Annotated in this window: 18 protein-coding genes and 2 riboswitches; of the genes, 8 read left to right on the top strand and 10 right to left on the bottom strand. The window is 56.3% G+C overall.

Annotation, left to right across the window (positions count from 1 at the left end; all coding sequences use genetic code 11):
* Positions 1–145 precede the first annotated feature (145 nt).
* Both IPH59_03310 and IPH59_03305 read right to left on the bottom strand, forming a co-directional pair.
* Positions 146–1,435 (bottom strand): hypothetical protein, encoded by a 1,290-nt coding sequence (locus tag IPH59_03310; GenBank protein ID MBK7090740.1) that lies wholly within the window; start codon positions 1,433–1,435, stop codon positions 146–148.
* A gap of 15 nt (positions 1,436–1,450) precedes the next feature.
* A complete protein-coding gene (locus IPH59_03305; protein MBK7090739.1) occupies positions 1,451–3,667 on the bottom strand; it encodes a TonB-dependent receptor in 2,217 nt (738 codons plus the stop codon).
* Positions 3,668–3,785: 118 nt separating this feature from the next.
* Positions 3,786–3,965: riboswitch (cobalamin riboswitch) on the bottom strand.
* Positions 3,966–4,179: 214 nt separating this feature from the next.
* Between IPH59_03305 and IPH59_03300 the strand changes: the two genes are divergently transcribed.
* From IPH59_03300 to IPH59_03285, 4 genes are all read left to right on the top strand, one after another.
* Positions 4,180–4,737, top strand: coding sequence for a hypothetical protein (locus tag IPH59_03300; GenBank protein ID MBK7090738.1), 558 nt, complete (start codon positions 4,180–4,182; stop codon positions 4,735–4,737).
* Positions 4,658–5,800: a SpoIIE family protein phosphatase gene (locus IPH59_03295; protein ID MBK7090737.1), complete on the top strand. Its 1,143-nt coding sequence runs from the start codon at positions 4,658–4,660 to the stop codon at positions 5,798–5,800. The genes IPH59_03300 and IPH59_03295 overlap by 80 nt, the downstream gene beginning before the upstream one ends.
* A gap of 74 nt (positions 5,801–5,874) precedes the next feature.
* Positions 5,875–6,960, top strand: a complete 1,086-nt coding sequence (locus IPH59_03290; protein ID MBK7090736.1) for a hypothetical protein — start codon at positions 5,875–5,877, stop codon at positions 6,958–6,960.
* 205 nt (positions 6,961–7,165) lie between these two features.
* The gene (locus IPH59_03285) at positions 7,166–9,370 is read left to right on the top strand and encodes a T9SS type A sorting domain-containing protein (protein ID MBK7090735.1); all 2,205 of its coding nucleotides are present in this window, start codon (positions 7,166–7,168) and stop codon (positions 9,368–9,370) included.
* 168 nt (positions 9,371–9,538) lie between these two features.
* On the opposite strand, the gene IPH59_03280 is transcribed toward IPH59_03285, so the two are convergent.
* On the bottom strand, positions 9,539–9,889 hold the full coding sequence (locus IPH59_03280) for a cupin domain-containing protein (protein ID MBK7090734.1): 351 nt from the start codon (positions 9,887–9,889) through the stop codon (positions 9,539–9,541).
* A 92-nt stretch (positions 9,890–9,981) separates the two neighbouring features.
* On the opposite strand from IPH59_03280, the gene IPH59_03275 reads away from it, so the two are divergent.
* Positions 9,982–10,782 carry a sugar phosphate isomerase/epimerase gene (locus IPH59_03275; protein MBK7090733.1) on the top strand — a complete coding sequence of 267 codons (801 nt, stop codon included), beginning with the start codon at positions 9,982–9,984 and terminating at the stop codon, positions 10,780–10,782.
* A 107-nt stretch (positions 10,783–10,889) separates the two neighbouring features.
* Complete coding sequence (locus tag IPH59_03270; protein ID MBK7090732.1) at positions 10,890–11,849, top strand: hypothetical protein; 960 nt, start codon at positions 10,890–10,892, stop codon at positions 11,847–11,849.
* Positions 11,850–14,298: 2,449 nt separating this feature from the next.
* Here IPH59_03270 and IPH59_03265 read toward each other — a convergent pair.
* The 3 genes from IPH59_03265 to IPH59_03255 are packed head-to-tail and all read right to left on the bottom strand — an operon-like array spanning position 14,299 to position 17,329.
* The gene (locus IPH59_03265; protein ID MBK7090731.1) at positions 14,299–15,171 is read right to left on the bottom strand and encodes a DMT family transporter; all 873 of its coding nucleotides are present in this window, start codon (positions 15,169–15,171) and stop codon (positions 14,299–14,301) included.
* Between the two features lie 11 nt (positions 15,172–15,182).
* Positions 15,183–15,971: an SDR family oxidoreductase gene (locus IPH59_03260; GenBank protein MBK7090730.1), complete on the bottom strand. Its 789-nt coding sequence runs from the start codon at positions 15,969–15,971 to the stop codon at positions 15,183–15,185.
* Positions 15,971–17,329, bottom strand: coding sequence for a dipeptidase (locus IPH59_03255; GenBank protein ID MBK7090729.1), 1,359 nt, complete (start codon positions 17,327–17,329; stop codon positions 15,971–15,973). The genes IPH59_03260 and IPH59_03255 overlap by 1 nt, the downstream gene beginning before the upstream one ends.
* A 169-nt stretch (positions 17,330–17,498) precedes the next feature.
* Between IPH59_03255 and IPH59_03250 the strand changes: the two genes are divergently transcribed.
* A complete protein-coding gene (locus IPH59_03250) occupies positions 17,499–18,056 on the top strand; it encodes a peroxiredoxin (GenBank protein ID MBK7090728.1) in 558 nt (185 codons plus the stop codon).
* Positions 18,057–18,195: 139 nt separating this feature from the next.
* On the top strand, positions 18,196–18,723 hold the full coding sequence (locus IPH59_03245; protein MBK7090727.1) for a peroxiredoxin: 528 nt from the start codon (positions 18,196–18,198) through the stop codon (positions 18,721–18,723).
* Positions 18,724–18,797: 74 nt separating this feature from the next.
* Here the strand turns inward: IPH59_03245 and IPH59_03240 are convergent, their stop codons facing one another.
* Genes IPH59_03240 through IPH59_03225 form a run of 4 tightly spaced genes read right to left on the bottom strand, consistent with a single transcriptional unit; the run spans position 18,798 to position 25,270 of the window.
* Entirely contained in the window at positions 18,798–19,292 is a 495-nt protein-coding gene (locus IPH59_03240) for a DUF456 domain-containing protein (GenBank protein MBK7090726.1), read from the bottom strand.
* Between the two features lie 3 nt (positions 19,293–19,295).
* Positions 19,296–21,311: an LTA synthase family protein gene (locus tag IPH59_03235; protein ID MBK7090725.1), complete on the bottom strand. Its 2,016-nt coding sequence runs from the start codon at positions 21,309–21,311 to the stop codon at positions 19,296–19,298.
* 53 nt (positions 21,312–21,364) lie between these two features.
* Positions 21,365–22,756 (bottom strand): sodium:solute symporter family protein, encoded by a 1,392-nt coding sequence (locus IPH59_03230; GenBank protein ID MBK7090724.1) that lies wholly within the window; start codon positions 22,754–22,756, stop codon positions 21,365–21,367.
* A 3-nt stretch (positions 22,757–22,759) separates the two neighbouring features.
* Entirely contained in the window at positions 22,760–25,270 is a 2,511-nt protein-coding gene (locus tag IPH59_03225) for a TonB-dependent receptor (protein MBK7090723.1), read from the bottom strand.
* A gap of 84 nt (positions 25,271–25,354) precedes the next feature.
* Positions 25,355–25,459: riboswitch (TPP riboswitch) on the bottom strand.
* Between the last annotated feature and the right edge of the window lie 1,263 nt (positions 25,460–26,722).

The following is a 26,722-nucleotide window of genomic DNA, read 5'->3' as shown; positions in this document are numbered from 1 at the left end:
AAAAACGCAGGGACAATTCCGGTTCAGATTGGGGGTTTTGAAGACGTTTCTGTACAGTTTATATGCAACAATTTGCCGAGTTGGAATGGGATATCCGATGCCCTGACTGTTGTTTACAGGACATCGGATACTTTGCGAAAATCTCTTAGTCGGCACAACCGCAGGAGCCGGGACCGCCGCCAAAGATGTGGGCGATTAGGGCGACAGAATCTGAGATCGTGACGTCGCCGGAGCAGTTCATGTCGCCGGTATAGTACACCGCGGGCTGTGGTCCGCCCCCGAAAATGAAAGCGATGATGTAAACGGCGTCGGAGATACTGATTCCCCCGGAACCGTTGGCGTCTCCTTTAATGGCGAAACAGGATGGGATTTTCGCAAGAGCCACCGGGCCGTCGCCGACGCTGAATCGGGCAAGAACCGCCCCGGCCGAATCGATCTCGGTAATCGTATCGTCGGCAAAATTCGTGGTGATGACAGTCGAGTCGGAAACAGTCAACATTGATGTCACGCCCCAATCAGCGTTGAGCGGATTGACGGGTCCGTGGAGCAACGCAAAGGCATCGAGGCTGACTGTGTAGACCAGTCCACCGGATTTGGCTCCTATAGGCACCGTATCGCGCCGATCAACGAACACCAGACCGGATGTTGTCATCTTAACTGGAGGCGGCCAACCACCGGCGGCGAGGAATGCGACGCCTTGAGCTGTGATGGCCAACCCGCCGGGATATCCACCGATAGCGAGACTATCCATGACAGAATTGTTGTTTGGGTCGAACTTGTAGAGCTTGCCTTCAATGTCGGCATAGTTCCCGGTGCAAAGAATGTAGAGATAACCGTCATGGCCGAATCGCGCAATCTGGGGGTTTACGCCTACGGTGACGCGTGCAATTAGAGTGTCATTGTTGCAGTCGCGGACTTCGAGTTTGCCGGCGTCGTACTCGAACAAGTCGTTGAAGCTGGCAAGGCAGATGTAAGCGCGCCGATCGCGGATGACAATGCCCTGCGGACTGTCGGCATCGATACCGTCGCCGACCGGGAATTCGGTGATGATACTGCGGTCGGAAGTTTTCACCTTGGTCACTGTTGATGCGACAAGATTTGTGACATAAAAGGTGTCTGCATTTAAGAATGCCCCAATGTAGGGATTGCGGCTATCGCCAACAAAGCAAGCGCCGGTGCGCTGCAGGGTGATGAGATCGTAGAAGAAGAGATCGTTGCTTCCGGAGTTGACAGCGATGCCGATGTTGCCACTGGTGGCAATGTCATTCGGGAAGAGGCCGAGTTCGTCAATAAAAGGCGAGACGGTACTGTCTTCGAGATTTACAGCGTCGAGTGTTTCGCCGAGCGAGTTCGCGACAATGAGTTCGCGCTGGACAGCGAAAGCATTTCCCGTGAGGAGAAGTGCGAGGACGAGTGTGATGTATATAGACTTCATGTTATCTCCGTATTGCTAAATCTGGATGTTAATTGTGAGCGAAGCACTGCGCGGCGGCATCGGCATACGTTCAAGCAATTCGTAGCGCACGTCAGTGATGTTGAACATCGCCAGCTGAAGCGTGTGCTTGCGCGACCAAAGTGAAATCGGAACTTCGATTTCAACATCGTGCAGGGCAAATCCGGGCAGGCTCTTGGTGTTGGCTTCGCGTATCTGTCGTTCGCCGGTGAAGCTGTAAGAGTAGCGCGTCGTGAATAACCCGGCATCAAACTGTAGGGAGAGCCGCTCGATTTGATCGGGCTTGAACGGTACGATCTGTCCATAGTAGCCGCTGGAGTGGGAGAGATTCGTGGCTTCGAGTGAAGTGTGGAAATACATCAACTCGAAACGACGATTTTTCGGCGCAAGTGTGATTGCCGTTTCGGCGCCGACGTGGCGCGACTGGTTGATGTTCACCGGCTTGTATCTGCCGTCGAACTGACGACGCCAGATGATTAAATCTTCCATATCGCTCTTGAACCAGGTGCGAATTAGCTCAAAAGTGAACGAACGCGCGTACTTCAGGCTGAGTCCGGCTTCCCGCGAGATCGCTTGTTCAGGACGTAGCTGCGGGTTGGCTTCGGTAAACACATCACCGCGCCAGAACAGGGCATCGATTGGCGGCAATCGAAACGACTCGGAATAAGAAGCCTGCGCTCCTACCGTGACCGGCAGGTGAAATTTGAAAGCTGCGCCTGCAAATGGTGAGCCGTGAGTCTTGTCGTCGATATGATCAAGGCGATAGCGCGACTCTGCAGACAACTCAAGTTTACCAATGTTGCGAGTAGCTGATAAGCCACCGAAAGCGGCAATGGTTTTGCGGCTGACGGCAGGAAGTGACCGCTGCGGGGCAATCTTGTCATCGTTGAAGAAACTCTCAGATGATAGTTCGGAGCCTGCCGATACTACAAAGTGCCGCAAGAATGCGCTCTCGAAATTGGCGTGCAGCATTCGTGCAGTCTGCAGGTACTCTTTGTCGTAGGCGATGAATCCACTGTGGTCGGCGAATTTCTGACGCAATTCCCGAAATGTCGCATCAAGTTGAAATCGCGAAATTTCATAACCCATCGAGTAGTAGCGATTCTCGCGTTTCGCCATCGCGCCGCCGCCGGTTTCCTGAAAAATTGCTCCGGGAAGTTCGTTGTGCGAATTGGAAATGCGTGCTTGCATTGAAAAGCCACTGATTGACTCGGGACGCAAAGACACGTAGCCGCTGTAAACACGCGACGAATTATTGATTCGCGTCTGCTCGCCATTGTATGGGTGTTCATAATCAAAGTCATTGCTCTGCTGTAGGTAGTCGTAACCGGCATTTGCGCCAACGCCAAGCATGTCCGCCATTGACAGATTCGCTGCGCCACGCTGGAGATCAAAACTTCCGTGGGCTGCGGCGAGATTGGCGAAACGCTCTTGGGAAGGAGCAGTCTTGCTGATTATGTTCACGGCTCCGCCAAGTGCATTGGCGCCGAATCGCGAAGATGCGCCGGTGGTGTAGACATCGACTCGTTCAACCGATTCGGTCGATATCGTGCTAAGGTCTGCCGGTGCGCCGTCGGGATTAATCGGAACGCCGTCGATTAGTACAAGTACACATTGCGGGCTGAACCCTCGCAGAGAGGCATACTTGGTCCGTCCGTCCGACTCGAGATGAAACCCGTTGCGATTGAGGAAGTCGCCGACATTAGTCGCGCCAGCTTTGCGACTTGATGTCAGCGGCAGTGATGTTACACCGATTCCACTTTCGCGGTCGGCCGTAACTTCGACAGGCTCTCCACTCACAGTCAGCGGATAAAGTTGGAGATTCACGTCGCGAAGGTCGCCCTCTCGAATGAGAAGCGGTCCGATTGTCTGAGAAGCGTGGAATGCAGACTCGATGTGTAGAGATACCGATCCCGGTGTCAGTCCGGTGAAATGAAACTGCCCGTTCGTCGATGTCTGGACAGATTTACCGTCGGGTAATACTGTGACGACAACACCGGCAATAGGTTCATTAAGCAAACTGTCGGTGACAATGCCCGTGAGAGAGGCGAAGTCCTGACAGATCGAACGCGATTGCAGAAGCGCTAGAAAGAATAGGACGAAAATGAATGAGATTTGAAGTTTGGCGGCGACAGAATGATTCCGCCGGTGGATACTTCGAGGAAGTGCGCAACCGGGAAGTCGCGCCAGCCATTTGGCCCAAATGAGTCGCATAAAGCAAGCTCCTTGGGCGGGTAACAAAAAACCGACTCATTGCTAAGTCGGAATCGGTCAGATCCATCAAACAGCGAAACTGCTCAATGGTACTTTTCCCGAACCCGCGCCGGAATAAGTGAATGTTCTGATCCTCGGCAGGTCTCCTGACTCGTCAGCTTCAAACCTACTCTCCCGCGCCTTCCCGGTTGCCCAGTGACGTAGTGGGGATTTCGTAGCTGCTTACAGTAGCGGGGCTGTGCGGGGTTTTAACCCGCTTCCCTATTAAGCAAATCGCGCCGAAAATCGGTGGAATATGTGATTGTCAGTTTATTCGGGATTGGCGATGGTGTCAAGATTTTAATTTTGGCGCCGAAACTTTAGAGACCAAATGTGGTGTACAGGCGGCCCCTTTTATTCTTGCCCAGTTTTCATGTTAGCAGTATTCTCTTGCTTGCCTCATGACGCGGCAATCTTAGTTGTGCACCATAGGTTCCGCGAATAGGCGCTTGAACCAAAACGTGAGGCAAATAGTGAAAGAACAACAGGTTGAAATAGATATGACTTCGATAGAGACAAAACAGACAGCTCGCGAACGGCGTTTCTCGGCCAAGCAGCTGGAGTATATCCAGGAGCTTTACGGCGAACTCAAGCTGGTTCTTGGCGATTCCGGCCTGGCGGTGGTGATTTACCATCGGATGCGCCTTGAAGTTGAGGTGCATTTGATGACGGGTGCTCAATCGAGCATGTTCACGATGCGCGACATTATTCCCGCTGAGTTTGAGGCAATGGCAACTGACCTGCCGGTGGCCGAAAATCCGATTCTCAGCTACCTCGGCGGAACACTGCAGAACATTCCGGAAAATCGGCGTGCATTCGTATTCGAAGCGACGCCGACCATACCGGCGATGCTGTTCGTGTTTGGCGGAAGTGATTTTGACGGCGTCGTTTCTTCGGTTACGAAGCGCATAGACGAATACACACTTAAGATCAAAAACGCGATTCTTATTGATGCGTTGCATCGAATCGAACTGGAGCTGCAATGCGATTGGAATCTACATCCTTCGCCAGAAAGGCGAACGAATCGATGAGCTGTTTTCGTCTGGCTATCAAAATGCTGCGTCACCGGAGCTGTTACGGCTCAAGGCCGGTAAGGGCTTGGTCGGATGGGTTGCCAAAACCGGCGAGCCGGTGATTGTGCCAAATGTTAAGCAAGACACGCGTTATGTCGCGGCGCGCGAAGAGACGATGTCGGAATTGGTGGTGCCGCTATTTTTTGGTACCGAAGTGATCGGCGCATTCAATTTGGAGTCAGATAAGCTTGATGCGTATTCCCCCTCCGATTTAGAAATGGTGACGGCGTTCGCGAATCAGGCTGCGTTGTCAATTACGCGTGCTCGGCTGATTCAGGAGACTTTCGAGAAGAATAAGATCAAGGAGCAGCTTCAGGTTGCAAGAGAGATTCAGAAGTCATTCCAGCCGAGCAAAGAGATGAAGTACCTGGGCTATGATTTTGACGCGGTGAATATCTCGTCGGAAGAAGTCGGCGGCGACTATTTCGATTTTATCCCGATTGTTGATAATCAATTGGGAGTGACAATCGCCGACGTATCCGGTAAGGGCTTGCCCGCGTCGCTGATTATGGCTTCATTTCGGGCGTCATTGATTGCCGAGATTCGCAATAATTATGCAATTCGAACGATTCTGCGTAAGGTCAATAACCTGATTTGCGAATCGGTTGAAAAAGGCAAATTTGTGACCGCGGTTTACGGTGTTTTGGACATGAAGAACCGCATATTCACCTTTGCCAATGCCGGTCACAATCCGCCGATTCTGTTGCGGGCGACTGGAGAGGTCGAATTCTTGTCGACGGGCGGCTGGACGTTGGGAATTATGCCGGAAAGAGAGTATGAAGAACGGCCGATACATATAAGGGATGGCGACATATTGGTTCTCTATACCGATGGCGTAACCGAAGCGGAGAGCCCCAGCGGTGAATTATTTGGAACTGAACGGTTAGTTGATATGGTAAAAACTAATAGACAACGGTCAGCCAAGGAAATGCGGGAAACGGTGGTGCAGGAGATCATCCGCTTCCGAGATCCGTCGTCACAACCCGATGATTTGACAATAGTTATCATTAAAGCTATTTAACGGCACAAAACGTTTCTCTGGGTGTTGAAATATCTTAGATTGTGCATAATCTCAATTTCTCAAATGGAGAAGGAATGAACCGGAAATCCTTAGTTTACCTATTCATGTCCTCGCTTCTGGCGGGACTTCTTATTGTAGGCTGCGGCAGCGAAGATGACGGTCCTGTCGGCGGCGTTGATACTGAAGTTGTTGTCGAAGCTGTTTCAACGGCTCCCAATTTGACAGATATTGTCAATGACCCCGTCTGGGATGATGTTGACGTTGCATCGATTCGCTTCGGTGCAGATTCAACGTACACAGATTATTTCGGAGTCGGAGTTGTTCGCATTCAGGCGATTCAAGACGGCGACAATGTTTACATGCGTTTCAACTGGTCGGATTCGAGCAAAACCGAAAAACCGGCGCGCTGGATCTTTGCCCGCCCGGGCGGATCAGATGCTTTCTCTCAAGTGATGGATACGGCCAAGAACAAGTTTGGCAACTTTGCTTACTCACCTGCTGAGCGCGAACAGCAGTTGTGGGAAAACGAAGATGTGCTATCGATATTCTTCGAGGCCGGAACCGGCGGCAGCGTCGGCGCCAACTGTGCATTGACTTGCCATTCGGACATTCCCAAGGAAGAACTCCCCACGCACTACACGCAGGGTAACGGCAATATCGATTGCTGGATATGGCGTGCCGGACGCACCGAGCCATTCGGTGTTGCGGAAGATTACTATTGGCGCGACAATGGCAAGGTCGACGGCGACTCGGCAGTGACGCTTTACCGACGCAATGCTCGTTCAGAGTCCGTCGTGACTGAACCGCGCGTGATGCATACCACGGGACGCAATTTCACCGGAGATATTCTAAACGCTGTCGACACCATGACATTCCAATTGGTGGACCAGGGTTGGGTAGCCGGCGACGGTATTCCCGGTTACGTGTATTATCCGGAGGCATTAACTACCAACAGCTCGCGCTATGACGTCAAGTCGATGGCGGAATACGATCCGCAACTTGGCCGCTGGAATCTGGTGTTGTGGCGGGCACTTGCTGCACCTAACGGCAGTGAAGACGTCACGTTCACGGCCGGCCAATCATACGAAGCAACACTGGCGATAATGCGAAACACACTTCAGCGCCATTCCGGTACACAGCCATTTACGATCAAGTTTTAGCCCTCAATTTTCTCTTGAAACTCTGACGGCGGATGTAACAGTCCGCCGTTTTCATTGCACTTCCCTATCGGAATAGTCGAAGCACTCGACCATTTATCGATACTTTCCTCGATTTTTTTGTTCGACATCTGCATCTCAATCGGTAGATTAGGCAGGATACTAACAAGGTCGAGCGTGCTGTAAACGCCGCTCGGGAGGGTCTCATATGTGTAATCTATCTGGTCGCCTGATTGTGCTTGCACTGACCTTGACGGTGATGTTTGCCACCGCGCAAGGCAGTTTGCCGCAATCGACATTTCAAGATCAATTCGACAACTTGAGCAGCTGGGTCGCTTTCGGGACACCTGTTCCGGAGATTGTACCAAGTCAGTTCAGCAGAACGGGAGTTTTGGATAACGCTGGGGACGGTACCGACAAGAGCGGCGCAATCTCGATTCAACGTTTCACCGGAAGCGGCGGATTTACTTTGACCGCCGATGTCTATCTCGATTTCAACGATACCGCTTTGTGCGCTGCCGAGGCGGCTATCGGGATCGCCAATCCAACGCTCCAAGCGTGGTCGGGATACGATGCCTACGTTTCGTTCTCAATTGCCGGCGTTGGCAGGTCATGTGCGATTCTGTCGGATTCGCTGAGAGCCCATGCCTACTTCTTCGGAAGTTTCGAAACGGCATCGGGAACGGAGAGTTTCTTCCCGACTGAGGCGAGTCCGTTGCCGTTTCGAGCAGATCAATATGCCGGCGGGTGGCATGCGCTCAAGATAATTGTCGATGGAACGGGTCGTCCCCGATTCTATATCGACAACACGCTGATCTACACCGGCGCCAATGCAGTTTCTGGAGCGGTGCTTAGTACGATGAACCCCCTGTGGGTCGGGTCGCAATCTTCAGGCAATGCCGGAAAGGCATATCACGACAATATCTCATACACGAATTCTTGCGTCTGGCCCGAGGTCGCGAGTTTGACAACACCGGCGGATTCGGCGACTGTATGTGCCACGCTTGTGACTTTGTCCTGGGCTGCTGACGGCGCAGCGACAGAGTATCAGATCCAGGTTGACAACAACTCAACTCTGCTTTCGCCGGAGTTTGACCTGCAAATTCCCACGCCGACAACGACAGTCGCGATAACAATTGCCGACGACTGCTTGCCGCGATACTGGCGAGTGCGAGCGATCAACAACTGCGCCACAGGTGCGTGGTGTACGCCACGCGTATTCACGGTCTGTACGACATTGACGCCGCCGACTTTGGCAGCTCCTGCTGATGGCGCCACGGGTCTTACTCAGCCGATTAGTATCGATTGGAACGCGGTGCTGGGCGCGACTTCCTATTCCCTGCAAGTTGACGATAGTTCAAGTTTCAACTCACCGGAGTTTGATCTCAATACGCCGGAGACCGTCTATTCGGTTTCGCAGTTGGTTGGCAGCACCACCTATTACTGGCGCGTTCGGGCAGACAATGCTTGCGACCACAGCACATGGACGGCTACACGCGATTTTGAAACTGCGCCTTGTCCGCTGGCGGATGTGGCTGTGCTTCAAACACCGGCTGACGGCGACAGTCTGTTGACCCAACCGGTAGTGCTTAACTGGGCGGATGCTGCGCTGGCAACAGCGTACCGAGTACAGCTTGACGACGACACAAGTTTCGCAACGCCGGTTTATAACGGCGAGAGTGCCGTATCGACAGCATCAATTTCCGGGCTTCCGGCGGGTGCGGTTCGGTACTGGCGAATCAAGTCATACAATCCGTGCGGCTGGAGTGATTGGAGCGTCAAGCGCCGGTTCTCTACGTGCGCTCCGATTGCAGCGCCGGGTTTGGTAGAGCCTCTCGAAGGAGCAGTGATTGAACAACGACCGGTGTTCTTTGACTGGGGAACCGTTGCTGATGCTGACAGCTACATGGTCGAGATCGACGTTGTGAACTCATTTGACGGCGCAGGCTTGGTGCGGCGCGTATTGGCAGGCAGTCTGTCGCAATTCGGCAGTTATGATGTCGTTGCCAACACCTGCTATTATTGGCGCGTGAGGGCATATAGCGACTGCGGATGGGGCACCTTCTCTGCCGCGCGTTCGTGCAGTACCGGGACGGCTTTGGCAGTCAGGGAAATCGAAGGTGAAGTCTTGCCAACAGAGTTCACTTTGATGCAGAACTATCCAAATCCGTTCAACGCAGAAACGGCTATTGAGTTCAATCTGCCACAAGCCTCGTGGGTGCGCCTGGTAGTTTTGAACATTCTTGGCCAAGAAATCGCTGTCCTGGTCGACGAGCCATTGACCGCCGGCAGGAAGATGACAACATGGAACGGGCTGGATTCCTCGGGAAAACCGGTCTCGTCAGGTGTGTACTTCTATCGAATCATCGCGGGAAGCCAGTTGATTTCCAAAAAGATGGTCCTGTTGAAGTAATCACGAATTCTGAAACGCAGACGCCGCTTGGGGAGAGCCCTCAAGCGGCGTTTTTTGTTCGTTTCGATAATCGCGACAATCATTTAGCACAAATAGAGACGGCAGGCCATTGGTGACCTGCCGTTTGTAATGATAATGCCGTTGACGGCACAATGGGCGCTGGGCGGATTATTCCTGCTGAAGGATGGGTATTGTCGACACCAAGATCAGTTTGGTATCGCCGGTGTTTTTAATTTGATGCTGTTGTTGGGAGGGTACGAAAAGAACGTCATCATTGGTAAGGCGGCATTCTTTCGTGCCGTCTGTGATGATGCCTGAGCCTTTGGTGACGAAAATGGCCTGCTCGTGTTCCTCGGTATGCAGTGAGGTGAATCCACCGATCTCGATTTCGATGACACGCATCGCCAATTGGGTGGCGCCGTCCTCCACTGAAATTGCCACGCGGACTCCTACGCCCGAGGACTTCTCACGAATGAAGGCATCTCGTTTTTCGACTTTGTGATAGTTGCGGATCTTCATCGCGACTCCTATTCCCTGCCGGGAAAGTTACGAGGTCGAAGTCCGAGAGTCAAATTATTCTTGACACTATCCGAAATGAAGGCATTTTCGAAGTGATGGACTTTGCAATACCAGTTAATATCGATGAGACAATCCCACTTTCTGAGCTTTTCGCCAAAATCGCAGAGAGCGGATTCGGCAAATTGGCGCTGACCGACAACCCGCAGCACTGCGACTATCAGCAACATACCGGACGCCTGCAGTTAATCGCCTATGCCAAGGAACGAAAGTTGTCGTTTGATACACTTCACGTTCCCGTTGGCCGCGATTTCGACATTACCAGCAAACACGCAGACACTCGCATGGGAGCGGTCTGCAATGTCGCCAATACGATGCATGCGGCGCGGGTTCTAGGTGTCAGAACCGTTGTGATTTCGGCGACGCATGCGCTTCCAAGTCCCCACGGCAGCGATGCACAGTCATTGGTACATGCTCTTGAGGGGTTGATTGAGACGGCGGAGATCATGGGGATTAATCTTGCCCTGCGAAACTTGATTGACCGCAGATCGCTGGACTCGCTTGCAATCGCGATGGAGGAGTATGATTCGCCGCGATTTGGATTCTGCTATGACACCGCTCTCGACCTGCTTGCCGATCACGAACCGTACGCGATATTGGAGGAGTATGGCGACCGACTCAAAGCTGTGCTGTTTGCGGATACCGATGGAAAAGTATCGCGCAACCTGGCGCCATTTACTGGTATTGTGGACTGGCATCGAGTGTGGGCGATGCTGTCGGTGGCAGGTTATCGTGATCCAATAACTCTGAATGTTGCCTTGCCGAACTCGATCACTGAGTCGTTGACTATTCTATCTGAAGTGAGAAATAAGTTAGATCAGAGTTCCCTGATTTGAGCGGCTTCAAAAAACCTGCGTCTGAATCGACCTCACGTATTTTGATGTTGCTAAACTCGACAGACACTACTATTTTTGAGAAACGCACAAATGATGGAGGTTGGGCTATGACTATTGCAAGGTTAATCGCTTTAGCGGCGCTTGTGAACTTCTGTTTCCCCTCGATGTCATTTTCCGCAGATGACATTGTAACCATACGAACAAACAACCATCAACTCGCGGTCTCCAGCTCTGGCAGAATCGGCGCTTACCAACCGGGAGCGCGGATGTCGTTCTTTTCAGACGGGGCAGATTACCTGCGCGATGGTTCTCTCATTTTAGGTACCTCGCGTGACAATCTCAGTTGGGCACTTTACGAGGACTCAAGCGCGACGCCGACCGGCACAAATCCCTATGGCACACTGCTTCCGCTTACGGATATCACTTACGATACGACCAGTTCTTCGGTCTATCGACACGCATTCGGACTCGGTACCAATCATGACTCATCGCTGGGATTCACGGTAGACTATTATGCTCCGAAGGCAAATGCGTCTTACTACATTGCTCGATTTGCGATCTATAAGGGTCTGAATGACCCAATGGGAACCGTGTCTAACCTGACGGTTGCATTTGCGGCGGATTGGGACATACCCTCGACAAATGCACCGGCTAACTACGGTAACTACAGTTCCTTGAGACAAGTCGTTTACACGCGTGGGGGACTTACTCTTCCCGAAATGAACAGAATTGGCGGCATAGCTGCCCTGCGGGATGACGATACCGAGATTGTGGGAGGCATGAATTTGCCAGCGGCCGTCTATGTTGATCCGTTAGGGACATATCAAGTCGACTCGCTCTGGAATCGCATGGATCTCGTAGACGGTTACGATACGACCGGTACGATTGAGGACCTTACAGATATCGTTGTCGCGGCACGCGACGTTGTGATTGACGGGAGCGCAAATGACACGTTCTTCGTCAGTTTCGTGATCGTCGGGTTGAGCAGCTCCCCTGAGGTTGTCGTTGAAGCAACGGTAGTTTCGGCGTTTTATTTCCTTTGCGATCACGTTGCCCCCAGCCTGTGAGGCGTGCGCCTGCAGAGGCTGCGGGGACTCAAACTCCAGTGGTAGTTTCTGATCAGTGATGCGGTGTTCATTGTTAATTATATATTTTTCGGCGGCAGTGCACCAGCTTTCTCGTGCTTGGGAGACTTCAACGGGGATGATACGGTCAACATTTCGGACGCTGTCCATATGATAGCCAACATATTTGGCGGCGGACCAGGTCCCGACTGCCATCCCTAACGGTTTGGTGATTCCGACTCGCTAAGTTGGAAAGACGGATGCCGCGTGGCCCCCACCCGGGCGGCCCCCAGCGCCACCGAAGTGGCACTCCCAGCCGAGGATCTCGCCGAAGAACAGCACCGACAAGACAGCTGCGATGATCAGTTGAAGATTCTTGTAGACGGTGAGTTTTGATTTTTTCACATGCTTGCCACAAAAAGGTTGCTAAAAAGGGTCCTCCTTGCGATATTTAAGGGTCACGAGAAATAAGCGCATAAATAGCGGTCCAAACGCTCATTTGCATTGCACCTGATTCTTCTCTAGTCTCCTCACAAGACTATCTATTGGGCGAGTCATCGCCGCAATGTTCTCCTTCCGTGTGATGCAAGTGTGATTCCAAAGTAATGAGAAATCAGTAAAGAGCCGCAGTTGAAAATGGCTGATGTGCCTCCCCGGGCCCCGCGCCCCCCCCCCCCCCCCCCCCCCCCCCGCCCCCCCCCGGGCCCGCCCCCCCCCCCCCCCCGCCCCCCCCCCCCCCGGCCCCCCCCCGCCCCCCCCCCCTTCTCCCGGGGCCCGCCCCCCCCTCTGGCCGGCCCCGCCGGCCGGCCGGGGGCCCGGGGCGGGCCCCCCGCCCTCCCCGGGCGGGGGCCCCCCCCCCCCCCCCCCCCCCCCCTCCCCCCCCCCCCCCCCCCCCCCCCCCCCCCCCCCCCCCCCCCCCCCGCCCCCCCCCCCCCCCCCCCTTTTCCCCCCCCCCCCCCCCCCCCCCCCCCCCACGTCGCCTTGCCGCCTGCCCCCCCCGCCCCCCCCCCCCCCCCCCCCCCCCCCCCCCCCCCCCCCCGGGGAGACCCCCCCCCCCCCCCCGGGCCCCCCCCCCCCCCCCCCCGCGCCCCGGCCGCGGGGGCCCCCCCCCCGCCCCCCCCCCCCCCCCCCGGGCGGCCCCCCCCCGGCGGCCCCCCGCCGCCCCCCCCCCCCCCGCGGGCCCGCCCCCGGGGGCCCCCCCCCCCCCCGGGCCCCGCCCCCCCCCCCCCCCCGCCCGCCCCCCCCCCCCCCCCCCCCGGCCCGGGCCCGGCCCCCCCCCGCGGCCCGCCCCCCGCCCCCGGGGCCCCGCCCGGCCCCGGCGGGGCCCCCGGCGCGCGCGGGCCGGGGCGGCCCCCCCCCCCCCCCCCCCCGCCCCCCCCCCTCGCCCCGGGCCCCCCCCCCCCCCCCCCCCCCTCCCCCCCCGCCCCCCCCCCCCCCCCCCCCCCGCCCCGCCCCCCCGCCCGGGGGGCCCGGGGCCCCGCCCCCCCCCCGGGGCCCCCCCCCCCCGCCCCCCCCCGGCCCCCCCGGGCCCCCCCCCCCCCCGCCCCTGGCCCCGCCCCCCCCGCCCCCCCCCCCCCCCCCGCGCCCCCCCCCCGGGCCCCCCCCCGGGGGGGGCCGGGGGCCCCCCGGGCCCCCGGCCCCCCCCGGCCCCCCGCCCCCCCCCCCCCCCCCCCCCCCCCCCCCCCGCCCCCCCGCCCCCCCCCCCCCCCCCCCCCCCGGCCCCCCCCCCCCCCCCCGCCCCGCCCGCCGCCGCCGCGGCCCCGGCCCCCGGCCCCGCCCCGGCCCCGCGGGGCCCGGCGGCCGGGGCCCGGGCCCCCCCCGCGGGCCCCCGTCCCGCCCCCCCGGCCCCCCCCCCCCCCCCCCCCCGCCGGGGGGGCCGGGGGGGGCGGCGGGGCGCGGCCGCCCGCGCCCCCCTTCCCCCCGGCCCCCCCCCGCGGGCCCGCGGCGGCCCCCCGGGCCGCCCCGCCCCCGGCGGCGCCGCCCCGCCCGCGCCGGCCCGGGGGCCCCCCGGCCCCCCCGGCCCGCCCCGGCCCCGCCCCCCCCCCCCCGCCCCCGCCCCCCCCGCCGCCCCCGCCCCCCCCGCCCCCCCCGCCCCCCCCCCCCCGGGCCGGCCCCGCCGGGCGGCCCCCCCCCCGCCCCCCTCCCCCCCCCCGCGCCCCCCGGGGCGGGCGGCCGGGCGGGCCCCGCGCCGGCCCCCGCGCGGGGGCCGCCCCGGGGGGGCCCCGGCCCCGCCCCCCGGGCGGCCCCCCCCCCGCGCCCGATCAATTGCTCTAATTCAATCACTGTGTCTGACGTGGTGCACTTGATCAACTTCATCTTTGCCGGAGGACCACCTCCCTGCGATGCAACGGGGGGATCGACAGTTACGTGTGGAAGCAACTAAAGGGTGGGTGATTCTTCGAAGCGAGGGACTCGTGCTTCGGCACGGGTCCTTCGTGCTGTGGTTGTGCGGCTATCCGCGCTGGGTGACAATAACTCCGGTGATGACCATGGCACCGCCGACGTAGAACTCCCAGCCGAGGATCTCGCCGAAGAACAACACTGACAAGATTGTTGCGATGATCGGCTGCAGATTCTGAAAGATGGAAAGCTTGGAGGCTTCCATGCGTCCGAGCGCCCAGAACCAGATAGAGTAAGCAATGACTGATGTGATGATGGCGATGTAGAGCAGTGACAGCCATCCGGCTGCGGGAACGGCGGCGTAGTCGAATTTTACGGCGTAGATCAATCCAAAGGGCAGGTACAGCGCCGTCCCGATAAGCAAGGCGTATGCGGTTGTGGTCATGGGGCCGTATTTTGCGATCAAGGGTTTGCCGAAGATAGTATAGCCCGCCCAGGCGATAACCGCCAGTATGACAAGAATGTCACCGAAGAGAATGTCGGCATCAAATCTGCCGGCGCGTAAGATGAGCGCTACACCCAGAAACGAAATGACGATGCCTGCGACTTTCGCGATGGTGACCCGCTCTTTGAGATACCAGATCGCCATCATGAAGACGAATGCCGGCGTCGCGCCGTAGTACAACGCTGAACGTCCCGGCGTAGTGAACTTGAGTCCATAGAGAAAGAGCAGTTGATTAAGCGGCACCGCGAGCAGTCCCAGCCAGACGAACTTGCCCCAGTCAACGCGTTCGATCTTGCGGAGTCGCCCGGAGAACTTGACGATGGCGAACATTGCAACCGAAGCGATCACGAAACGGGTCACGGCGAGAGTAAACGGTTCGAAGTATTGCAGAGCCAACTTCGCAATAGGAAACGTGCCGCCGGCGATGAGCTGGCCGAGGATGATCAGCGGGTAAATGAGTTTGGTGCGTTCGTTTGTCAAATGTGCTGGGACTAAATGGCCTTGATAAATCCGCCGTCGATGTTGATCGCGACGCCGTTGATATATGCCGCACGTTCTGATGCAAGAAATGCGGCGAGGTCGCCCAGTTCTTCGGGCTTGCCGAGACGTTTTGCAGGGACGACTTGTTCCCAGCCGGCGTAGATTTGCTTGATTGACTTGCCGGTGGCTTTGCGAGTGGCTTCGGCGAGTTCATCCAGACGCTCGGTGCGGGTATAGCCGGGGCAGATGACATTGGCAGTAATCCCAAACTCGGCAAGCTCATTGGAGAGTGCTTTGGTGAGACCGTGAACGCCGGGTCGCATCACGCTAGACATCATCAGTGTTTCAGAGGCCTGAAGCGACGAAATAGAAGTGATGCTGATGATGCGTCCCCATTTATTTTTCTTCATCGAGGGAACAACTGCGGCGGAAAGCAGGATCGCCGATTTCAAATTGAGTTTATAGGCATTATCCCAATCGCCGTCCTTGATATCAAGAAATCGCCGCATCGGCGGGCCACCGGCGTTGTTGACGAGAATATCGACGCGTTTGAATTTCTGCATCACTTTGGCAACAGTCGTTTTGATTGCCTTGGCATTCGTGACATCACAGACCATCGGATGAACCGCTTCGCCGGTCGTGCGCATAATCGAATTGGCGGCGGCGGCAAGATTCGCCTTGTTGCGGGATAATATGACGACTGTTGCGCCTTCGCGCGCCAGCGAGGTGGCAATCGCTTTGCCGATGCCTGCTGAGGCACCGGCTACTACTGCGATCTTGCCAACTAGTCCGAGATCCACTATTTCAGGCCCTCAAAGAGATGGGCTACCGTGATGATGCCTTTCTGGAAATCAGAGAGCGAAAATTTCTCATTCGGTGAGTGGGCGTTGTCATCGTGTTGACCGAAGCCAAGCAAGAGCGTCTCAAGACCCAACTCTTCCTTGAAGGTATTGACAATCGGAATTGAACCGCCTTCGCGTATAAAGACGGGTTTGCGCCCGAAGCCTTTGTCCAAAGCATCGACACACGCAGTGACCATGAAGTTGTCGCGCTGGACAATGGCCGGTTTGGCGCCGCCGAGTTTCTTGACTTCGACTTTGACGGTTGAGGGTGCGATTTTCTTTACGTACTTTTCGAACTTGTCGAGGATGTCGCTGGGCGTTTGATTTGGCACCAAGCGCATCGTGACTTTGCAGCCTGCCCACGACGGGACAATCGTTTTGGCGCCTTCGCCGGCATAGCCGCCGTAGATGCCGTTTATCTCGCAGGTGGGACGTGCCCAGACGCGTTCGAGCGTCGAGTAACCCTTCTCGCCAACGATGCTGGGAGAGCCGGTCTTGCGAAGGTGGTCGGTGTTGTCATAAGCGAGCGCCTCGTAGGCATCGTGCTCCCACTTCTCCAATTCGCGGACATCGTCATAGAAACCGTCGATGAGAATGTGCTTGTCGTCGTCGTGGAACTTGGCGATCAAGCGCGCCAACTCGACAACCGGGTTGGCAACTGATCCACCGAATGAGCCGGAGTGCAGGTCCTTATCGGGTCCGATCATTTTGATCTCGGCTGCGGCGATACCGCGCAAACCGTAGGTGATGGCGGGAATGCCGCGGCCATACATGGCGGTATCGGAAACGATGACGCCGTCGGCTTTGAGCAGTTCGTGATTTGCTTTGATGAATTCTTCGAGATTGGTGGAAGAGATTTCCTCTTCGCCTTCAATCAGGAACTTGATATTGACCGGAATGTCGAGCCCAGATTTCAGATACGACTCGGCGGCAAGAACATGAATAAGGAATTGCCCCTTGTCGTCGGTGGCACCACGAGCATAAATAGTGTCGCCCTGGATGTCCGGCTCGAATGGCGGTTTGTGCCAGAGTTCGAGCGGATCGACCGGCTGGACATCATAGTGGCCGTAGATCAACATCGTGCGCTTGTTCTTGGGATTGTTGTACTCGGCATAGACTATCGGATGACCCTTGGTCGGATAGATGCGCGAAGATAGACCGAGCGACTCAAACTTCGATTTGACGAATTCTGCGCACTTTTGCACGTCTCCCTTGAATTCTGAATCAGCTGAGATCGACTTGAATTTGAGCAGTGTAACGAGCGTATCGACGAAATTCTGACGATTTTTGTCTATATACTCAAGCGCCTGTTTCATAACGATTTCTCCTATTGGTGTGCCTAATATCAAAGCTCTAAGCTACCCATGGCGAATTGATTGTCAAGCGGATTAAACGCGCCCAAAGTCGTGATTTGAACCTTGACTCTCGACGCTGCGAGTGCTACGTTTCACACTCGAATTCCGGGGCGCAACATAGGAGAACGTGATGCAGATCGGCGAAAAGACTCCCTACTTCAAAGGCATGGCTGTCATGCCGGATAAAACATTCACGAAGGTTTCTCTCGATGATTATGCCGGCAAATGGCTGGTGTTGTTCTTCTACCCACTTGATTTCAGCTACGTCTGCCCTACTGAAGTGCGTGCATTTTCGTTGGCGCATGGCAAATTCAAGGAAGTCAAAGCTGAGCTTCTGGGATGCTCAGTCGATTCACACTTCGCACATCAGATTTGGATCGAGAAAGAACTCGGGCAGATCAAGTTTCCGCTTCTGTCGGACATCACAAAGAGCATATCGCGCAGTTATGGTGTGCTGGTGCACAATGCCTTTAGCCTGCGCGGGACATTTATTATCGACCCTGACGGAATTCTAAAATCGATTGTGATCAATGACTCTTCCATCGGACGCTCCATAGAAGAGACATTGCGCACTCTGAAGGCGATTCAAACCGGAGAATTGACCGGCGCCGGATGGCAACCGGGCGATGAAACGATGGGCGTCGGCGGCGAGAAGAAATACCCGACCGATATCGAACCGGAGCAATAGCCTACAGTTCGACGGTTAAACTCACACAATATCTACCGCGAAAGTCGACAAACGACTACAAGTTAATCTTGACCGCATAAATCTACTTACATATATTCTTCGTCAATGATTCTGAAACTCGGACCATTTAGGAGGATATATGCAAATTGGCAAACCGGCGCCGGACTTCAAGGGTACAGCAGTAATGCCGGACATGGAATTTGGCGAAATTCAACTTGCGGACTACAAAGGCAAGTGGGTGGTGTTGTTTTTCTACCCGCTCGATTTCACTTTTGTGTGTCCGACGGAAATTCGCGGATTTAACGAAGCATACGGCAAGTTCAAAGCGGCTGGCGCAGAAGTTATCGGCTGTTCGATTGACTCGCATTTTTCGCATCTGAGCTGGATTCAGCGCGATTTCAAGAAATTGGGATTTCCGCTGTTGTCTGATATAACCAAAGATATCTCGCGCGACTATCAAGTGCTGCTCGACGAAGGTTTCGCCTTGCGCGGGACGTTCATTATTGACCCGAAAGGCATTCTGAAGTCCGTCGTGATGAACGATAATGCGGTAGGACGCTCGATTGACGAGACCTTACGGACGCTACAGGCGCTGCAGACCGGCAAGTTGACCGGATGCGGCTGGCAGCCGGGTGATGAGCCGGTGAAGGTACCAGCGCTGACGTAATTGTAACCGGGTTTAGACCTGCTTGATATGGAGATTCTCATGAGTCTCCATATTTTTTTGCTTCGAAGTCAGAACTACGCAAAGACGACGCGATAGATGAACAGCCCGATCAATACCACAGAAGCGATAAGCTGAGAGATTGTCCCGAATAGAAATCCGATAAATGTGCCAAGACCCGCTTTGAGCGCCTGCGAAAATGTCTTACCGACGAGCAATTCAAAGGCTACGGCGCCGACAAGCGGACCAATGATAATCCCCACAACCGAGCCGAGAAACAACCCGACAACCATTCCGACAAATGCTCCGAAAGTTCCCCACCGTGATGCGCCGAGTCGCTTGGCGCCATAGACCGTGAAGACATACTGCAATATTGTAATGACCAGCACCAAAATCGCCGAGGAGAAGAGAAACTCGCGACTGATATCCTGAAAGTCGGTTAGCAAAGCATAGCACAACGTCGCAAACCATACCAGAGGCAATCCCGGAATGATCGGGACAATGACGCCAAGCAACCCGATTAGCATTATCAAGAGTGCTCCGATGAAGAGCATTATTTCGCCAAATGTCATCAGCTATTTCTCCTCATTAGATGAATGTACAAGGTGATTCAAGTGCAGTGGATACTTGAGATTGAAATATGCTGTTTGGAAGTATGAAAGCGCCCGGTCGCTCAACTCGGCCATCAGTCCCGGATTCTCCGAGACTCGATCAATCTTTGGAGCATCAATGTCATATAGCGAGTTCTTTTGGCCCGGGCGAAGAATCGCGAAGTGATTGTGCTGGACTATTCCGATCTGGTAGCCCTCGGAGAAGATTGCGTAGTCCTGTCCGCTTGGATCGGGAGTGAACAAATCGTGACCGAAGGTGTAGTTGTCATAGTCAAGCTTAAGTAACCCCATCACGGTAGCAACGATATCAACCTGCGAACCGATATGATGGATTCGCCGCGATTCCCCTGCCCTATTTTGCTTATCGAGAATCAGGAGCGGCACTTGAAAGAGACTCAAGTCGAGGTCATAAATCGGGTCGATCAGCAAGCCGTGATCGCCGGTGATGAGGACTATGGTGTTGCTCAACGATGGCTCGGACATGATTTGATTGACGAACTGCCCCAGCGCCCAGTCGGAGTACTTGAACGCATTGAGGCGTTTGGCATCAGGAATGGTATCAGAAACTGGCCCAAATGGCACGTCCGGCACGAACCACGGCCCGTGATTTGTTCCGCTTAACAACGCAGCGAAGAATGGGCGGCCGTTGCTTGACCGTATTCTCTCGAGGGCAGAATCGAACATGACGTGATCGGGAACACCGAGAGTCGACAGCTTCTGCGATTCATCGAAATCAAAAAGCGAGTAGATTTCTTGCATGCCGTTCGATTTGAGGAAACCGTGCATATTGTCAAAGTGGGGATCGTGCGTCGTGAAGAACATCGTGCGATAGCCGTAGCCGCCAAGTATCGAGGGCAACCCCGACATATTGTCCTGCGAGGTAACCTGCTTCATAGGCGACTTGCCGGGAACGCTTGGGTAACCATAGAGAGAGCCAAGAATTCCGGCATAGGTGTGCATCCCGGCTGAGTAGAAGTCGGTGAAGAGCACGCCGTGTTGCGACAGAGAGTCGAAGTACGGTGTCAATTTTTGCTCAACACGCGGCTGGAGGCAACTTACGCCCGCAGATGCAAAAGACTCCATCAGGATCAGAATCACATTCGGGCGCTCGGAAGATGCAGGCTCGAATCGAACCGGACGAACGATGCGCGACGAAAGCGTATCATCGGGTGCGGCAGGTAGTCCGAGCAAGGCGGCGGTCTTGGCGTAAACATCGGTGACCGGGAGTTCAGACATCAGACGGTCGACATCGTGCTTGCTGCCGGAGTCGTAGAGCAAGTCGCGACCGAAAGTGAAGACCGGATTCAGGGCAAGTAGATTCGCAAACGCATGGTCACTGAAATAGGCCTGCCCCCAGTTGAGCGGAGCCTTCTCTTCGATACGGCCGCGAATACCAAGCAGCAAGATTGCCGCAAGAATTGGCAGTGATATCAATGTCGCGAGAAAAGATGACGGCCGTGCATTCCGTAGGATACGCTTCTGCAAGAATCGGACGGCGAAGACAAATCCCACTGAAACCAGAGCAAAGAGCAACAAGTAACGTACGACGGGGAAACTCTCCCATATCATTGATTGAATGAATTCGCTTGAATCGCTCCACTCCAAAGCCATAGCGTTAAGCCGAGTATTGAAGAACTTGAAAAATTCGATATCGGCGAGGTGAATGAAAAACGCTGTCGCAGCCGCGAGATAGAGCAATGCCGTATTTACGACTCGCGAGAGTTTTGATCGAGTGACATCGACAAACGGCAAGAATCCCAATAGCATGAGCGGAAGTGTTATGTAGCACGCGATGGCGAAATCGAAGCGCAATCCGACGAGAAAACTCCCTGTAATTGTTGACGCCGGAATCGCCGAAGCACGATCGAAAAGTGCAAAGAGAGTTATCCCGCGCCAAACTTCGAAGAAGAGCGCCAAAAGGATGGCGACGGCAATGTAGTAGACGGCGATGGGACTTACTAATCTGTTCGTCGAACTCATTCTCAGTTTCCGCTTGAATGTGCTGCGATATCTACGGCAATTTTCTGCCTGAGTCAACCGCGATTTGCAGTCTCAGCAAGCGGACGTGATGTCGCAAGATATACGGCGATTGAGATGAAAAGCCCGGGGAAGATCGGTTCGAGGCCGAGCCAGTAGCCGCCATCGACTGTCAATTGCGAACTGGCAAGCCAGATTGCGGACGATGCTCCAGAAGCAATCATCGAGAACAACACCGCACGAGGCGGCATCAGGCGATTGCCGAGAAATGTGGAGACCAGCGGGACCAACATGATTGGGGTACCGATTGAGCCGAAACTATACCACACCGAAACCACCGACTCATAGAGAATCGCGGCGACGACAGTCAGGAGTGCCCCGCCGATCAATGCAATTTTGGTGTAGTAGTTTGCCAAACGTTCGGCTTTGCCAACCCAGCCAACCATCAAGTCTTTGCCAATTGTTGAGGCCGCGATGAATAGATAGGAATCGGCGGTTGAGATAACGACAGAAAGCATCGCGACGGCAAACAATCCCCACAAGCCCGACGGGAGTACCGCTTCGCCCAAGAGCGGAAACGAAGCGATCGGGTCAATGTTTGCTGGGAGAATGGCGCGGGCATAGAGGCCACAAGTCGTAGTCAGGAAATCGAAAAAGAACCAACAACAGATGGACACAATGATACCGCGACGGGCGGTTTTTTCATCACGAGCGGCGTAGCAATTCTGAAAGAACGACGGCTCGACCAATGTAGCGAGGGCGATGACATACCATACAGCTATGAACCAGAACGTGTTTCCGCCGGTGAGAGTGAAATGCGATTCCGGAACGTTGGCGCGCAGGAACTCAAAGCCGCCTTTGGTGACGAACAGTACCACGACCATGACGATGAAGCCAAGATACATAAAGATGAAATGCCACTTGTCGGCGCGAACGAGCGTCCGGAAGCCGCCGACAAAGGCATAGAATGTTACGAGTGCAGCCCCGAATACGACACCGATCCACTTCGGCCAACCGAAGAATGATTCGCCGAGAACACCGAGAATGAGAATGTATGCAGTCGGCAACGTCCATACAAAGATGATCAATGCGCCGAGACCGGCGACGTTGCGGCCATAGCATTGACGCAGTCTGTCTGGGATGGTAAGAAACTCAGTGCGGCGGGCTTTGCGGGCAAGCAGCAACGCGAACAGCAATGCGGCGACATAGTACGGAACGCCGAACACCATCCAGTTGGAAAGTCCGTATCGAAACGAGTACTCCCCTACTCCAAGAATACCGCCATACCAGTTGCACACGAGAGTCGCGACAAATGCGGGCATAGTGAGCTTGCGGCCATCGAGCATGTAGTCGACTGCTGAGTCGCCGGCAGGCTTGCGTTTCGCCATTGCGAATATCACAATGCCCACGAGATACGCGACGATTATCGCAAGATCGAGTAGTGCCACGAATTACTGCAGTTCCAGCTTGAGTGTCGTGAAAATTGATCTTCCCGCCGACGGGATGTACTCCGACCAGTATTGATCGGCGACATCAGCAAAGCGCGTGACACCTCCATATCCGGAGGATTCGTAACTCTTGTCGAAGATATTGTCGAGACGCGCTGACAATTCAAGTTGACCAAGACTCGAGATGCGACCAAGCTTCAATCCGGCAGAGACCGATGAGGTGAAGAATGGATCGATTGTCAAGTCCTCGATATTGTTGTTTTCTACATAGATGCGCCCGACGAAGCGCGCACGATAAACGAAGTTGAATCTTTCAGTGGTGTACTCGCCGATCAAGTTGCCGATGTAGTCGGGAAATCCGGCGATGGTTTTGTCATCGTAGTTGAATTGGCGGCTCTCGACGAAATTCCAGTCGCTGTCGTTGTCGTAGACAGTTTCGGTGATTTCAAATTTCTTGATGCGATTGTAGTTGTACGAGAAATTACCGGAGAGACGGAACTTGTCAGACAGCTTGTTCGCCGCGGCCAGTTCGATTCCGGCATGAACGGAGCGGTCGACATTTGTGGTGATGGGCAGACCCATTTCGTTGAGTCCGCCATAAGGGACGATCTCGTTTGAGAACTCCATCCAGAATAGATTCGCTGAATAGGTGCGCTGTTCGGTGCGATAGTTCATGCCGAGTTCGAAATTGTGCACACGCTCCGATTTAGCGGTCGGGTCGCCGAAGACGATGATCGAGTCGCCGGGTCCGTTGCGTTCAATCGATGTGATGCTCAAAGACGGAAACGAGTAGGGATCGCCGGCGTCGTAGATTTCCCAGTCGGCGGGAACACGAGACGACATTGAGTAGCTCGCCAAGAGGCTGACCTTGTCGTTGACGCTGTAGGTCACACCGGCGCGCGGCGAAAGGAATGTCCAATCGAGATCGTAGTCGTAGCCGGTGAACGCGCCCATGCGAGTCTGGTCAAGGCTGAAGCGTTGATGCCGCATCTGGAGACTGCCGGTCAAACTTACGCGGTCGGTAAGTTCGTAGCTTTGGTTGGCGTACAGTGAAGCGAAGTACTTCGTGCCGAAATACTCGTAGTAGCGATGGCGCGGATCAATTGAGTTAGTCACGCCCTCTGCCCAGACGACCTGTCCCCAATGTTCGGATTCGAAATAGTAGAACGAACCGCCAAGCGAAAGCGCGCCGCGATCCTGCGCTAATTCCAGTCGCGGATTCCAACCCCATTGATTTTTGGTGACGTGCTGTTGGCGCACCAAATCGCCGGAAGTGATCGTGCCGACCGAGTCGCCCTCGTCGTCGCGGACGATGGTTGTCGGAATGTCATAGTCGTAGAAGTCGCGGCCATCTTTGTACTGCTCATAGAATCCGCTGCCGTGAATATGGAAGAGCGTGTTCTGCAACGTCGCGCGATCATTGAGCTTGAGTGTGTTGTGAAATTCGTAGTGTGGCTGATTGAAATTGTCGGTCTCGTTGTCGTAGGTCAACGGATTGAAGCGGCGATCGGCGGCAAGTTGATCTTTGGAGATGCCGTAATACGCGAGGTGCATTTTCATTGGTCCGCCGTAGACGTTGACGGTGGTGGTCATGCGCGGATCAAGTCGCGAAAGTGACAAGTGATACGCCCAACCGTCGTACCAGGAATCCTTGCGGTAGCCATCGGAAATCTGACGCGAATAGCGACCGGAGAAATTCCAGCGCCCGTCGATCAATCCTGACTGGTACTCGAGCGACTGTTTCTGCATATCTCCGACCCATTTGCCGTTGTCCCAGAAGCCGCCGTAACCGGTAGTCAACGCCACATTGCGCGGCTGCTCGATGGCCGAGGAGGCGATATTCACCGACCCACCGAAAGCGGCATCGCCATAGAGTGAGCTGCCGATTCCGCGTTGGACCTGGATGTCTTTGACATTGGCGGCAAAGTCGGGGATGTCGACGAAGTAGGTCGATTGATCTTCGGGGTCGTTGAGTGGAATGCCATTGATGTAGATCGAAACGCGCTTGTCGTCGAATCCGCGACTCTTGAGATAACTGTAGCCGAGCCCGCCACCGGCATCGGAATAGGCGTAGACGTTGGGTGTAGTCTCTAATAGCAGCGGAAATTCGCCGATAGTATAGTCGCGCTCAATTTCGCGATTGGTGAAATCCGTGAATGCCACCGGCGACTTGCCGAGTTCGGCGCGGTCGGCGGTGATGGTGACGCCCTGCATCGGATAGACCGAAGGCGCCAACTCGATTCGCAGCGAAGTATCGGAGACGATGCTGATCATTTGCGGTTTGAAGCTGATATGCTTGAAGGTGAGCCGCCGCGGCTGGGACAAGTCGAGATCGAGTTCGAAAACACCGTCAGAAGCGGAAACGACACCGGCGGCGGAGGCATCGACGGTGATAGCGACATCGGGGACGGGGCGGCCCTTGTCATCGACAACGACGCCGGTAACGGTAACAGCAGACGCGCACAGCGGCGTGAGGGCCAATAGCGCGCAGAGCAAAACAGAAGCGACTTTCATGTTAAACGCCTTTCCTTGGTCTAAAAACAAAAATGCCGCCTGATCTCATTTGAGAATGGCAGCAACGGAAAGGGCGCCCAACGGGAGATGTCGCTGCCGTTTCCCTACGCCGGTATTGTCCGGATCAGGTTTTGGGGGTATAATCTCAGACTGTGCCGAAACATCGGCACGCCACTCCCAACGGCTATGTCTGGATATGATACGGATGGAATGGGAGGATGCAAGGGGATTTTTTGGCAATGCCTATCACCTCCAACTAGCCAGGACCGCCCCCCCCCCCCCCCTTCCCCCTCCCCCCCCCCCCCCCTCCCCCCCCCACCCCCCCCAACCCCCCCCCCCCCCAAACCCCCCCCCCCCCCCCCCCCCCCCCCCCCCGAGAAACCCCCCCCCCCCACCAAAACCCATTCCTCTCCCCCCCCAAAACCCACACCCCCCCCCCCCCCCCCCCCCCCAACCCCCCCCCCCCCCCCCCAACCCACCCCCACCACCCCCCCCCCCCCCCCCCCCCCCCCACCCCCCCCCCCACCCCCCCCCCCCCCCACGCCCCCCCCCCCCCAAAAACCCCCCCCCCAACCCCCCCCCACCCCCCCCCCCCCCCCCCCCCCCCCCCCCCCCCCCCCCCCCCCCCCCCCCCCCCCCCCCCCCCCCCCTCCCCCCCCCCCCCCCCCCCCCCCCCCCCCCCCCCCCCCCCCCCCCACACCCCCCCCCCCCCCCCCCCCCCCCCCCCCCCCCCCCGCCCCCAACACCCCAACCCCCTCCCCCCCCCCCCCAACCCCCTTTCGCCATCCCCGAGCCCCCCCGCCCCCCCGGAATTTTTCCGCACCCCCCCGGGCCCCCCCCGGAAAAGGTTTTTTGTTTAAGGATAATTTAGGGGCCCCCCCCCCCCCCCCCCTTCTCTTTTTCCCTTTTTTCCCCCCCCCCCCCCCCCGCAACCCCATCCCCAAAACCCCCCAACCCATTTCCCCCAAATGGGCGGGGTCCCGCCGACCCCCCCCCCCCCCCCCCCCCCCCCCCCCTCCTCCCCCCCCCCCTTGTCCCTTCCCCGGTGTCTGCCCCTGCCAACCCCCCTCAGGAAACGGGCCCGGATTCCCGGGGGGCCGCCTCCGCCGGCGCGCCAAAAAAAAATTTTTTGCTGTGTGGGGGAAACGCGGGGGGATTGCCGGAAAAACCTTGTCCCGCCCTCGTCTTTTTCCTTACGCTTTTTTTTTCCCCCCCCCCCTCCCCTTCCCCCCCCCACATCCCCCAAAACCCCCCAACCGGGCCCCGCGGGCCCCCCCCCCCACCCACCCCCCCCCCCCCCCCCAAAAACCCCGGGAACCGGGGACCCCCCCCCCCCACCCCCCCCCCCCCTTTTGGGGGCACCTCAATAAAAAAAAAATCCCCACTTTTTAAACAGCAAAAAATCTTCTTAACTAACCTCTTTCCAAAAAAATTTCCGGGGGTTTTTCCCCT

The organism is bacterium, assembly GCA_016708315.1.
GTDB lineage: Bacteria > Zixibacteria > MSB-5A5 > CAIYYT01 > CAIYYT01 > JADJGC01.
This window is presented reverse-complemented; position numbering and strand designations above follow the sequence as displayed.